We start from the raw sequence: 11,672 nt of genomic DNA, 5'->3' as shown, positions 1-11,672 counted from the left end.
GGCCGTGGTTACCGAGGGCGGCAGCCGCCGGGGTGGGCGCGCTGGCCGTCGTGGGAGTGGTCACCGCCGGTCCGCTGGTCCCCCTCCCGGCCGTCCTCGCCGTGTCCGCGGTTGTCGTCCTCGTCGTACTCCCCGAGCGCACCCGGGCCTGGACAGCGGCTCTGGCCGCACTCGCCGCACTGGTCTCGGCCGGGGTGACCCCGGTGCTGCTCGCCGGCGGCGGGGTGACGACCCCGATCGCCGTATGGGGCGTGGGCGAGGCCGGGGCGTTACTGGCACTGACCGTGCTGGTGGCCAGGCGGGCGGCGGCGCTCGGGCGGGCCGCGGTCGCCATCGCGGTGATCTGTCTGGCCGAGGCCGGGCTGATGGTACGGGTCGTGTGGCCCGAGTCGATGTCCAACATGCTCTTGACGACGGCGTACTGGTCGCTGGGTGCGGGCGTCGCCGTTGCCGTGGGCCTGCATCTGCGCTCGGTGGACGAGGCATGGGCGCGCTCCGTCGCGGCGGCCCGCCGGACCCAGCGGCTGGAACTCGCCCGGGACCTGCACGACTTCGTCGCCCATGACGTCACCGGCATGGTGGTCCAGGCGCAGGCCGCCGCCCATGTGCTGGCCGGGCAGCCCGAGGTGGGTGCGGCCCTGAAACGCATCGAGGAGGCGGGGCAGAGAGCCCTCGCCTCGATGGACCGAACGGTGCACATGCTGCGGGACACGGACGGCGAACCGGCCGCCGGCCCCGTTCCGCCCCGCGTGCCCACGCTGGCCGACCTTCCCGCCCTGGTCGGTCACTTCGCGGCCATGGGCCCCTCGAACCCCCGCCTGAGCGTCGACCACCAGGCGGCGGCAGCGTCGGGACGGGAGACTGCCACCACCGCCTACCGGGTGGTGACCGAAGCCCTGACCAACATCCGACGGCACGCCCCCACGGCCGCCCGGATCGAGATCAGCATCGGTTGCGATGACGGCCCGGGCGCCCCGGGCCCCCCGCACGACGGCGGCACCGGCTCATGCCTGGTGGTCGTCGTCGCCAACGACCGTGCCCCGGCGGGCCGTCCGGACGCGGCCCCCGCCTACCCCGTCGGCGGTGCACACCGCCGCCACGGCCTCGGCCTCATCGGCCTGGCCGAACGAGTGGAAGCGCTCGGCGGCACTCTCACGGCGGGCCCCGCCGCCCCGGGCACCTGGCAGGTCACGGCCGTCCTGCCGATGTCTCCCTCGGCGCGGATGCCCGCAGGAGCGACGTCGGCGACGACATCGGAGGAACCATGGCCACCACGGACACGATGACCACGGCGCCCATCCGGATCCTGGTGGCGGACGACCAGCGCGACATCCGGACCGGCTTCCGGATGATCCTGGACGCGCAACCCGACATGCGCACCGTGGGAGAGGCCGCCGACGGTGCCACGGCCATCGACTGCGCCCGTCGGCTCCGTCCCGACGTCGTCCTGGCCGACATCCGCATGCCCGGACCGGACGGCCTGGAGGTCACCCGCCTGCTGGCCGGACCCGACACGGCGGAACCGACCAGGGTCATCGTCGTCACCACCTTCGACCTCGACGAGTACGTCTACACGGCGCTGGCCAACGGCGCCTGCGGGTTCCTGCTCAAACGTTCCGGACCCGCCCTGCTCACCGAAGCGGTCCGCGCCGCCATGGCAGGCGACGTCCTCATCAGCCCGTCCATCACCGTACGACTGCTGCGCCACCTGGCCCCGCGCTCCAGCGACCACCACCGGGGCTCGACGGAGCCCCTCACCGACAGGGAAGCCGAGGTCGCGCGACTCGTGGCCCAAGGACGGACCAACGCGGAGATCGGCACCGCACTCTTCATCACCGCCGGCACCGCCAAGACCCATGTGGCCAACATCCAGCGCAAACTCGGCGCACGCAATCGCGTCGGCATCGCGGCCTGGGTGTGGCGCAACAGCCAGACACGGCCGTAGCGCATGGGTGGGGCAGGCGGCTCCCCACCCTGCCCGAACAGCACGCACGGCGCCGGGCCGCGCCATTCGATCACCCGGCCCGGGAACACGAGTGAGGGGTCAGCTTGCGGCCGGAAGGCCGCCCCGGAGCGCGTGGCTGCGGCCCTCATCCCGTCACGGTGGCGTCATCTGTCCCGCGGCCGGTCGACACAGAGCGCCCAGATGATGAAGCCGTAGACCGCGATCAGGACGACCGACCACACGGGGTAGTACGGCAGGGACAGGAAGCTGGCGATCAGCAGCAGGCCCGCCAGCAACACCCCGACGAAACGCGCCCAGGGGCGGGCCTTGAAGAGGCTCATGCCGACCAGGACGGCCAGGGCTCCGAGGATCAGATGGATCCATCCCCAGCCGGTCGTGTCGAACTTGAACACGTAGTTCGGCGTGCTGACGATGATGTCGTCGTCCGCGATGGCCATGATGCCGCGGAACACGTCGAGAATGCCGCCGATGACCAGCATGGTCGCGCCGAATGCCACCAGGCCGGTGGCGAACGCGGGTCGCTGGGGGCGTCGGTATGTCGCCTGAGCCATGACGTCTTCCTTGTCCGTTGCGCGCGGGTTGTCGGCGGGTTGTCTGACGGTCGGATCGGATGAGGACGGCAGCGGAAGCGCCGCGATCAGGGTTCTCGATGCTCTCGCGCCTGATCCAGTTCTTGAGCGCGGCGGCGGCCAGCAGAGCGACGAGTACGTACTGGATGATCCGGCCGGCGGACACGCGGACACGGTGACGGCGAGCGGAAGGATCTTCAGGCCGTCCGCGGCTCGTGGTCACTCACCGAGGATCCTGCGCTTCTGGTCCTCGAACTCGGTGTACGTCAGCACGCCCTGTGCCTTCAGTTCGCCCAGCTCCTTCAGCAGAGCGATCTTGTCCTGCGGTGACGCCGACAACTGCTGCGGCGCTCCGGTCCTCGGTACGTCCTGCTGTGCCCACCGGCCCGCCTGCCGCCGGGACACACGGTTCGACACCGCCGTCGCCGTGCCCGCGACGGCGGCGGTGCGGGCGACGCCTCGAAGGAGACCTGGCATGGTCGGCACCTCCCTGTGCTCTGCGTACGGTCACTGCCTGGCGCCCGCGCCCGCGGCCTCCAGCGAGTCGAGGGCCGCGACGACGTCCGGTACGGGGATCCTTCCGGCGGCCACCAGCCGGGCGCCGCTGCGCCTCATGGCACGGGCGAGCGGTGCGGCCCAGACGTTCTCGTACATCACGATGACCGCCGTACTGCCCGGGCCGAGCACCGTTCCGGCCTCGTCGATGTCGTCCTGACCCAGCAGTCCCGACGAGGCTCCCTCGAACACCGCGAGCTCCGGGGCTCCCTCTCGGGTGACATCGGAGAGTTCGACCGCCACGACGGAACCGTCGAGGTCCTTGCGGACGAAGACCAGGTCGAGAATGCGGATCAGGCCCCGGTCGACCAGGTCGACGAGAAACGGAAAGGCCTCTCCGGTGGGACGGGTGCCCGGATACTCGACCACCAGGTAGTCGATGGGGCCCACGTCCTCGAATTCGCCGAATTCGTCGAGTTCGTCTTTTTCGTCACTCACAGCAACTCCTCATGCAGAGAAGCCCCTCACCCAGTGGACCACCCGTCCCGGTGATCCGCATGTCGGCCGGGGCGTCCCCGTCCCCGGACCCTGCCGGCCCCCGGCAGGGTCCGGAACGGCACCGGATCGTGGCCATGCGCCGCCCTCATGCCCTGGCTAGGGTTGAACAGGAAGGTAGAACGCCAGAACGCGTCGCCGGAGGGTTCCCGGGTCGGCGGCGAGGCGATGGAACGGATGGCAACCATGACCGCATCGACTGTCAGCGCCCAGGATGCCCGCCCCGTCCAGTCAGGTGCCCCCGGCGCGGACACGCGGACGGCCGGCGCGGCCGCCGACCGCGCTGTCGGACACCACGCCGTACATCTCGATGCGTTCGGCACACGTCTTGAACTGCCCCCGCCCGAGCAGCTCGCCTTTCTCGGCGGCGTGGGCGCACTGGTCTGCCTGGAGATCCTCGAATGGCCGGTGGCGCTGGTGCTGGCGGTCGGACACCAGCTGGCCCACAGTCATCACGGCCGGGTGCTGCGGGAGTTCGGGGAGGCCTTGGAGGAGGCCTGAGGCCGTCCGGTCCTCGGTCTGAGGCCGTCCGGTCCTCGGTCAGCGGCAGTGGGGTTTCCGCCCCGAGGCCGGTGATGCTCTCTGCCCTCAGGTGGAGCCGGTGATCATGCTCTGGGCCGATGCTCTGCCCGCGCTGTGCCGGGATGCTGGTCCCCATGACGACAGCGCCCCTGCTCGATCCACTCCCCTATCACCGCATGGCCCGTTACACGGACCGTCTCGCCTGGTGGCGGCCGGTGCTGGGCACACTGCTGGTCGGCGGCGGCTGGTTCATGACGATCCTTGTCCTGGGCCTCGTCGCCTACGGAGTGGGGGACGCGGCCGGATACCCGGAACTGCCCGACGGCAGCATCGACTTCGGTCCGACCACGAACACCGCACTGGAACTGGCGACCATAGCCATCGCCCTGCCGCTGGTGCTGCTGGCCGTGCGCTGGACGGGCAGGCGTCCGGCGGGCACGGTCTCGTCGGTCACCGGGCGGCTGCGGGTCCGCTGGCTGGTGTGGTGTCTGCTGGCCGCGGTACCGGCCATCGCCCTGCTGATGGGGGCCCTGTTGTTCCTGCCCGGCCAGGAGCCGGACCCGGCCGCTCCCGCCGTATGGGTGGGCCGGCGCACGTTCGCGTCGGCCATGGCCGTGCTCGTGGTGCTCGTCCCGTTCCAGGCCGCGGCGGAGGAGTACGTGTTCCGTGGCTGGCTGACACAGGCGGCGGGCGCGTTCCTCCGGTCGCCGTGGATCGCGGCGCTGCCGCAGTCGCTGCTGTTCGCGGCCGCTCACGGCTGGGGCACGGTGTGGGGCTTCATCGACCTGGCGGTCTTCGGCCTGGCGACGGGATGGCTGGCGGTCCGCACCGGCGGGCTGGAGGCGGGCATCGCACTGCACGTGGTGAACAACCTGACGGCCTTCGGCTTCGCCGCCGCCGTCGTGGACGGCCTGTCGTCCGACGAGACCTCGGCCGACGCGCCCTGGCAGCAGGCGGTCATCAGCATCACGGTGACCGTGATCTACACCGCGATGGTGCTGTGGCTCGCCCGGCGCCACCGCCCGGTGAGCCTCTCCCCCTCGCTGCCCCTGCCCGCCCCGTGGCAGTCACCCGCGTACGGCGCCCCGACCGGGCACGGCCCGTCTCCGTACGGCGTCTCCCACCAGTACGTCGCCCGGGGCCCGTACGACGCCCCCTTCCCGTACGGCGCGTCGCATCCGTACGGCGCACCGCCCCCACCGGACGGTCACATCTCCGGTGCGAACGGCCATGATTCCCCTGCCCAGCCGCCGCCTGCCGAGCCCGGAGCGTCCGACTCCCGCCCGCACTGACGCGCCCGCCCTGCCCGTGGGGAGCCGCCGGAGAGACGGCCGACGCCAGGGCCCGGACCCTGGCTGTCGGTGCCGCGTGCTTGGATGCCCCTCATGCAGGACTCAGCACGCATGTGGATCACGGCGGTTCCCCCGTTCGGCCCGGACGATGCCGGAGTGCTCCTCGCCGTCGACGTCACGTCCGGTGACCCCGGTGAGCGCATGGTCTCCATGCTGCTGAACCGAGGGCACGAGGGCGCGGAGGGTGTGTTCCACCTGCTGCCGTTCGACCTCTCGGCCCGCTACCGGCGCAACGGCGACCGGCTCGCCGTCAGCGTCACGGCCTCCCGGGAGATACTCGCCCACGATCTGGCCGACCGGCCGGACGACTTGGGCGAGCACCTCGCCGGTCTTCCTCACGATGCCGGGGACGACGACCGGGTCACCCTGCTGTGCCGCGAGATCGCGACCGACTTCGTCCCCGCCGAGAGGGACGGCGCGAAGCAGGCGGTGCTGCTCATCGACCACGTCGGTCCGGCTTCCCTCGGGGAGTTGTTCTCCCGGTTCGGCGAGGGTGAGGCGAGCATCGCGGTCCTCCACGCCGACTGAGCCGGTTCACCGGTCCTCACCCGAGGCGGTGACGTCACGGGGACAGGCCAGCGGCTGGAAGGTGCGCCGGAAGTAGAGCAGGGGCCGGTCGTCCAGGAGGGTGACGTCCTGGACTCGGGCGACCAGGATGCTGTGGTCCCCGCCGTGGTAGCGGGCGTGGGCCGCGCACGTCAGGGTGACCGGGGCGTCCGGGAGGACCGGGACCCCCCGGTCGTCGGGGGTGAACTCGCCTCCGGCGAACTTGTCGGCGCCGCTGGTGGCGAACCTGGTCACCAGGGCGAGATGGCGCGGGGCCACGATCTGGATCGACCAGTCGTCGCTCTGGTAGAAGGCCGGATGGCAGCGGGCGGTCCTGGCGAGGCAGACCAGGACAAGGGGCGGGTCGAGCGACAGCGAGCAGAACGAACTGGCGGTGAACCCCCACGGCCGTCCCGACCGGTCCGCGGTGGTCATGATCGTGACGCCGGAGGGAAAAGCCGCCATGGCGTCACGGAATCGAGGGGAAAGGTCGAGCTCGCAGTGCGTGGACTCGGTCATGTCGCCGCCCCTTCCGGTCGTGGCGGTTCGTGGGTTCGAAGCGGTGGCCGCTGCCCGGGTTGTCGCCGTACCTGCGGCACAGCGTGCGCCGGGGCTCTCACACATGTCCCAACGCCGTCTCAACCGCCCGTCAACGCGCCGTGTTGAGCTGACGTTGTGACCGGCGTTACGTCCGGCCGAGAGTCGGGGTTCAGCCTGGACCGCGTCGGTTCACGAGCACCCCTGAGGAGGCGGTCAGATGTCGGCGATCACATACGACGTCAAGACCAACGGCAAGGTCCAGCCGACCGAGAAGGAACAGGCGGATCTCACTCGTGCGTTCGAGAACACCCCGCCGGTGTTCCAGTTGCTGTCCCAGCTGAGGACCCGCCGGTTCGGTCGCGGCTTCACCTACGAGACGGGCGAGGAGGAGATCCACCCGGCCACCGGGCTGCCCCAGCTCCTTCCCGAAGGCGAGTTCAAGTACAAGTCCCAGGCCGAGCCGGTCCCGTTGACGGAGGTGCAGGAGGCGCTGGTCCTCTGGGCGGCCGGCGGCCCGAACGGCCAGATCGTCATGGACCTTCCGTGCGGGGTCGACATGGCGACGTTCCTGTGCGTCGCGGGCCGGACGATCCCCGGTCCCTGCAATGACTCGCAGGTGCACTTCTTCCTGGTCAACGATCGCGGAACGTTCTTCTGGAAGCCCACCCGCAAGCGCGAGAAGCCCGTCGAGATCGAGGGCCCGGACGACTACTACAAGATCCTCCAGTGGTACCGCGACGGGCTCGTCCAGCTCTCCGACCGGCGTATCGACCTGTCGTGGGGTGTACCGAACCGGCTGATGGGTGCCTGGCAGTGGAACTTCAACAAGCCCGGTACCTCGATCATCATCCCGGTCGGTGAGATAGCGCTCGAACAGATCAACCTGCTCCTCACCTTCTACGAGTGGGCCGGCTGGTACATCGTCGACGACGACGGCGAGCCCAATGTCGGTGCGGACTTCCTGCGCGAGCACCCCAATCTCACGCTCCCCTACCCGCACAAGAAGTTCGAGGAGCTGTGCCTGCAGGCGAGCGACTACGTCGTGGGGCACGCCATCGCGAACGCCAAGCTGGCCGCCGAGGCGCTCGGTCTCGGCTACTGGAACTTCTGCGGCTTCGCCGAGGACCTGGTGCTCGGCAGCCTCCCGGAGATCGCCAACGGGCTGGGCTTCGCGTTCAACGAGGTCAACGGCCAGCGGTACTCGATCGGCCGCGAGGACGTGTTCGAGAGCTGGGGCTACCCCGCGCCGTGGTGGGACAGCGTCGACGAGCTCGTCGACTCGGTGGTCGCCTACCGTTACGGCAAGAAGGGCGACTTCTTCGGCAAGGGCGGGGCATCGGGCTCCGACCTCGACGAACTCCCCTTCAAGCGGGAGCAGTTGGAGAGTTTCCGGGGCAACCCACGGCTGCGCTACGAGGACTGGACCATCGAGGCGGTCAAGCGCGACGTCCGGCACAACGTCGAGAAGTACGGCCGCTACCCGGTCAACTTCAGCCCGATGCAGTGCAACTTCATGATCCAGCTGCACAACGTGGACGCGGCCTACTACGACAGGTTCTACGTCCCGGGCTACATCACCGACCGCATCCGCAACCAGGACACGACCTGGCACTGAGCCGCCCACGCCGATGGGCGCGAACATCCCGGGAGTGAAGATGACGGTCAAAGTACAGGTACCGCACGGCATGGCGTGGTGCACCGGGGGGCGGCGGGTCGTCGACGGAGAGGGCGCGACCGTGGGCGAGCTGTGGAAGCGGCTGGCCGGCACCCATCCCGAGCTGATGTGGCGGCTGTCCACCGAGGAAGGTGATCCGGGCCGCTGGATCAGGATCGCCCTCGACGGCAGAAAGGTCCCGCAGGAGAACGCGACACAGGCACCCCTGGACGGCGTCACCATCGTCACGATCACGGTGATGGAGGCGGCCCCGGCCGCCGCGCCCATGGGAAGCAGGAACCCGTTCTGACTCATCGGCCGGCACGCGCGCCCCCTATCGCGTGTGCCGGCCGATGACATCACCCAGCTCGGCCAGCGTGTACGGCTTGCGGAGCAGATCCACGATCCCGGGCGGGTAGGGCACAGGGCGCGGTCCACCCGAGATCCCCACGACCGGCACCCCGAGGCGCTCCCAACCGCCGCCGGGCACCCCGAGGTGGACGACGGCCAGCTCCATCGCCCGGCCGCGGTCCGGCGCCGCCTCCACGTCCGGCACGGCGAACACCTCGTGCCCGAGTCTCGTCAACTGGCGTTCCAGCAGCTCACGCAGCCGGTCGTCGTCCTCGACGACGAGAATCCGAGCCACCCGGGTCACCCGGGCGCTATCCCCGGTGTTCCGGCAGAGCCGGCAGGTCGATCGAGAAACAGGAACCGCGGCCCGGGACGCTCCGGACGCACAGGCGTCCGCCCATTCCGCCGACCAGTTCCCGTGTGATCACCAGGCCGAGGCCGTGCTCGCGATCGCCACGGCGCGCGTTCAGCAGCTCCCTTGTCTCAGCGGCACTCAGCCCCGGTCCCCGGTCGTGACACGCGATCGTGACGGTGTCCGCCTGTCTGCTCACCCCGATGTTCACCTCGCTGTCCGGCCGGCTGCAATGGACGGCGTTGGTGAGGAGGTTGAGCACGGCCTGGCGCAGACGGAGTGGGTCCCCGCCGACCTCGTCCGCGGCCGTGCACCTGGTCGCCACGAGACGGACACGCGCCGCCCGGGCCAGTGGTGAGGCCAGCAGAACGGCCTGGGTGACCGCGGCGCCCGCCGACGTCCTCCCCCTCCCCGCACGGCACGCGACCGCGTCGTCCAGCAGGCCCGCCATATGCCGTCCGGCGGTCACCACTCCGCGCAGACAGTCGTCCCACGCCTCGCCCGCCTCCAGCATCTCGGCGAATCCGATGACGGCCTGGAGAGGCGTCCTCAGCTCGTGCGCCAACTCGGGTGTCAGCTCGGGCGTCGGCTCGGGCGTCGGCCGGTACGGGTTCGCCTCGGGTCCGGCGGAGGCGAGCAGCGCCGCCAGGTTGCGCAGGGCGTCCAGCATGACGTCCGCGTCGTGACGCTGCTGCGCGGAGAGTCCGGGCGACACCGCGAACAGCTCCGCGGTGCCGTAGAGGACGCTGAACTCGTTGGCCATCTCATGCAGCAACGGACGTACGTCCACGGTGGTTTGCGTCATGGAACCATGACACGAGACGGTTCCGGCCGTGGCTGTGCCAGATTGAGACAGTTCGCTTCTTCCGGAAACACCACCGCGCCGTATTGTTGACTTGCTCCTCCTGCAACGCGGCCCGCACCGCAAGGTGGTGGTGAGATGGAACGTGCCCACGTCGAGCGTGCCCGTGAGCGGTTCCTCAGCGGCGACAGCCCCGACGCCTCCGTGCGCACACAGATCCTCGCCTCGTGGCGCCGGTCGCTGACCGCCGGAGTCCCCGCCGAGCGGTTCGACATCCCCTACGAGCCGGATCTCGACTTCGACGGATCCCTCGCGACCTGCGCCGCGCCGGTGATGGAACGGCTGCAGGAACAGCTGTCGGGCATGGCCGTCGGCGTCGTGCTCACCGACGCCCACGGCCGGCTGCTGGACCGCAGGGTGGGAGAGAGCTGTCTACGGGGCAGACTCGACCAGATCTCGTTCGCGCCCGGCTTCAGCTACGCCGAGCAGCACGCGGGGACCAACGGTGTCGGGACGACACTGGAGAGCCGTTCGGCGACCCTCGTCGTCGGCGCCGAGCACTTCACGGATCCCCTGCGGCCGTTCGCCTGCGCCGGAGCGCCGATCCGCAACCCCCTGACCGGCAGGCTCGAAGGGATCATCGACATCACCTGCGGTGCCTCGGATGCCAACGACCTCATGCGCGTTCTGGCGGGCCAGGCCGCCCACGACGTCGAGCGGCTGCTCCTGGAGCGGGTCTGTGCCGGGCCCAGGGCTCTGATGGCGGAGTTCCAGGCCACCTGCGCGCGGTCGGCCAACCCGGTGCTGGCCGTGTCCGGCGACTTCGTCATGGCGAACCCGGCCGCTACCCGTCTGCCCGCGGCGGACCGGGAGCACATCGAGCACATCGCCGCGGACCTCGCCCGCGGCGCGCGCGGTGAGGCGCGGCTGCTGCTCAGCGTCGGGGAGACCAGGCTGCACTCCGTTCCCGTACGGTCCGGAAGGCGATCCCTCGGCGTGGTGCTGGAGGTGAGCTTTCCCAGGCCGGTACGGAAGGGAGAAGCCCGGAAGAGAGAAGCGCGGACAGGAGAAGCGCGGAGGGGAGAACAGCGCAGGGGTGAGATCGCGGCGGCCGCCTCGGAGCGCCCCTTCGCCGGTCTGGCCGGCACCGATCCGGCCTGGCTCAGCGCGTGCGGCGCGGTCCGCAGGGCGGCGGCGCGGCGGACGTCCACCCTGCTTCTCGGCGAACCCGGCGTCGGCAAGTACGCCGTCGTACGCGCCGCCCATCTCGACCGGCGCCCGAGCCGGCGGTTCACCGTGCTGGACTGCGCGCAGGCTCCCGACATCACGCGCGAAGCCCTGGACACGGCTCTGGCCGACTCGACCGGCACGGTAGTTCTGCGCCACCTGGAACGGGCCGACCGGGCAACCGTGGCGGCCATCCGCGCCGGACTCACGGGCGCCTCCCCGGAGCTCTGGCTCGTCGGCATGGTGACCGCCACGACGGTGGAGGACTCCGCCCCGGTGTACGACGTGCTCGACCTGTTCGACGCGTCGGTCACCCTGCTGCCGCTGCGTCACCGCCCCGGAGATCTGGGCGCGCTGGCCGAGGCGCTGCTGCGCGGGCTCGCGCCGGGCCGCCGCGTGCGCTGCTCGGCCGAGACGGCCCGGCTGCTCGCCGGCGGGCACTGGCCGGGCAACGTGACGGAACTCCAGTCCGTGCTGCGTGCCGCGCTCAGACGGCGTCCGGTCGGCGACATCGAGGCCGGGGACCTGCCCATGAGCTTCGTGTCGGGCACCAGCAGACGGCGGCTGTCCCGGCTGGAGGCCGCCGAGCGCGACCTGATCGTCAAGACCCTGTGGGAGACAAAGGGCAACCGGGTGAGGGCCGCCGCCGTACTCGGGATGAGCCGGGCCACGCTGTACCGGCGGATGAGCGCGTTCGGGATCGAGTTCGTCGGTCAGTATCCCCAGTAGGGACGGCCCCGT

14 protein-coding genes are annotated in these 11,672 nt (G+C 70.7%); 8 read left to right on the top strand and 6 right to left on the bottom strand.

Annotated features, from left to right (window positions below; translation table 11 throughout):
- Together FNH04_RS10305 and FNH04_RS10300 are read left to right on the top strand one after the other, a co-directional pair.
- Nucleotides 1-1,286 (top strand): sensor histidine kinase (locus FNH04_RS10305; RefSeq protein WP_152782582.1); only part of this gene is annotated, 1,286 nt, incomplete at its 5' end.
- A complete protein-coding gene (locus tag FNH04_RS10300) occupies nucleotides 1,283-1,945 on the top strand; it encodes a response regulator (protein ID WP_152782597.1) in 663 nt (220 codons plus the stop codon). The genes FNH04_RS10305 and FNH04_RS10300, both read left to right, overlap by 4 nt.
- A gap of 164 nt (nucleotides 1,946-2,109) precedes the next feature.
- On the opposite strand, the gene FNH04_RS10295 is transcribed toward FNH04_RS10300, so the two are convergent.
- From FNH04_RS10295 to FNH04_RS10280, 3 genes are all read right to left on the bottom strand, one after another.
- Nucleotides 2,110-2,517: a DUF7144 family membrane protein gene (locus FNH04_RS10295; RefSeq protein ID WP_152782580.1), complete on the bottom strand. Its 408-nt coding sequence runs from the start codon at nucleotides 2,515-2,517 to the stop codon at nucleotides 2,110-2,112.
- A gap of 237 nt (nucleotides 2,518-2,754) precedes the next feature.
- Nucleotides 2,755-3,012, bottom strand: coding sequence for an SHOCT domain-containing protein (locus FNH04_RS10285; protein WP_152782578.1), 258 nt, complete (start codon nucleotides 3,010-3,012; stop codon nucleotides 2,755-2,757).
- Nucleotides 3,013-3,042: 30 nt separating this feature from the next.
- Nucleotides 3,043-3,528: a DUF6325 family protein gene (locus tag FNH04_RS10280; protein ID WP_322722861.1), complete on the bottom strand. Its 486-nt coding sequence runs from the start codon at nucleotides 3,526-3,528 to the stop codon at nucleotides 3,043-3,045.
- A gap of 243 nt (nucleotides 3,529-3,771) precedes the next feature.
- Between FNH04_RS10280 and FNH04_RS10275 the strand changes: the two genes are divergently transcribed.
- The 3 genes from FNH04_RS10275 to FNH04_RS10265 all read left to right on the top strand — a co-directional run bounded on the left by FNH04_RS10275 (nucleotide 3,772) and on the right by FNH04_RS10265 (nucleotide 5,987).
- Nucleotides 3,772-4,086, top strand: coding sequence for a hypothetical protein (locus FNH04_RS10275; RefSeq protein ID WP_194236619.1), 315 nt, complete (start codon nucleotides 3,772-3,774; stop codon nucleotides 4,084-4,086).
- A 155-nt stretch (nucleotides 4,087-4,241) separates the two neighbouring features.
- On the top strand, nucleotides 4,242-5,399 hold the full coding sequence (locus FNH04_RS10270) for a CPBP family intramembrane glutamic endopeptidase (RefSeq protein WP_228031263.1): 1,158 nt from the start codon (nucleotides 4,242-4,244) through the stop codon (nucleotides 5,397-5,399).
- A gap of 93 nt (nucleotides 5,400-5,492) precedes the next feature.
- Nucleotides 5,493-5,987, top strand: coding sequence for a hypothetical protein (locus FNH04_RS10265; RefSeq protein ID WP_152782576.1), 495 nt, complete (start codon nucleotides 5,493-5,495; stop codon nucleotides 5,985-5,987).
- Nucleotides 5,988-5,993: 6 nt separating this feature from the next.
- Here FNH04_RS10265 and FNH04_RS10260 read toward each other — a convergent pair whose 3' ends face one another.
- Nucleotides 5,994-6,524 carry a flavin reductase family protein gene (locus FNH04_RS10260; RefSeq protein ID WP_152782574.1) on the bottom strand — a complete coding sequence of 177 codons (531 nt, stop codon included), beginning with the start codon at nucleotides 6,522-6,524 and terminating at the stop codon, nucleotides 5,994-5,996.
- Between the two features lie 238 nt (nucleotides 6,525-6,762).
- Between FNH04_RS10260 and FNH04_RS10255 the strand changes: the two genes are divergently transcribed.
- Both FNH04_RS10255 and FNH04_RS10250 read left to right on the top strand, forming a co-directional pair.
- On the top strand, nucleotides 6,763-8,160 hold the full coding sequence (locus FNH04_RS10255) for a hypothetical protein (protein ID WP_152782572.1): 1,398 nt from the start codon (nucleotides 6,763-6,765) through the stop codon (nucleotides 8,158-8,160).
- A gap of 40 nt (nucleotides 8,161-8,200) precedes the next feature.
- Nucleotides 8,201-8,509, top strand: a complete 309-nt coding sequence (locus FNH04_RS10250; RefSeq protein ID WP_194236618.1) for a MoaD/ThiS family protein — start codon at nucleotides 8,201-8,203, stop codon at nucleotides 8,507-8,509.
- Nucleotides 8,510-8,533: 24 nt separating this feature from the next.
- On the opposite strand, the gene FNH04_RS10245 is transcribed toward FNH04_RS10250, so the two are convergent.
- Together FNH04_RS10245 and FNH04_RS10240 are read right to left on the bottom strand one after the other, a co-directional pair.
- On the bottom strand, nucleotides 8,534-8,845 hold the full coding sequence (locus FNH04_RS10245; RefSeq protein WP_152782568.1) for a DNA-binding transcriptional response regulator: 312 nt from the start codon (nucleotides 8,843-8,845) through the stop codon (nucleotides 8,534-8,536).
- Between the two features lie 16 nt (nucleotides 8,846-8,861).
- Nucleotides 8,862-9,707, bottom strand: coding sequence for a sensor histidine kinase (locus FNH04_RS10240; protein ID WP_152782566.1), 846 nt, complete (start codon nucleotides 9,705-9,707; stop codon nucleotides 8,862-8,864).
- Between the two features lie 135 nt (nucleotides 9,708-9,842).
- Between FNH04_RS10240 and FNH04_RS10235 the strand changes: the two genes are divergently transcribed.
- Nucleotides 9,843-11,660, top strand: coding sequence for a sigma-54-dependent Fis family transcriptional regulator (locus tag FNH04_RS10235; protein WP_152782564.1), 1,818 nt, complete (start codon nucleotides 9,843-9,845; stop codon nucleotides 11,658-11,660).
- Nucleotides 11,661-11,672 lie beyond the last annotated feature (12 nt).

The organism is Streptomyces phyllanthi (assembly GCF_009377205.1).
GTDB lineage: Bacteria > Actinomycetota > Actinomycetes > Streptomycetales > Streptomycetaceae > Streptomyces > Streptomyces phyllanthi.
This window is presented reverse-complemented; position numbering and strand designations above follow the sequence as displayed.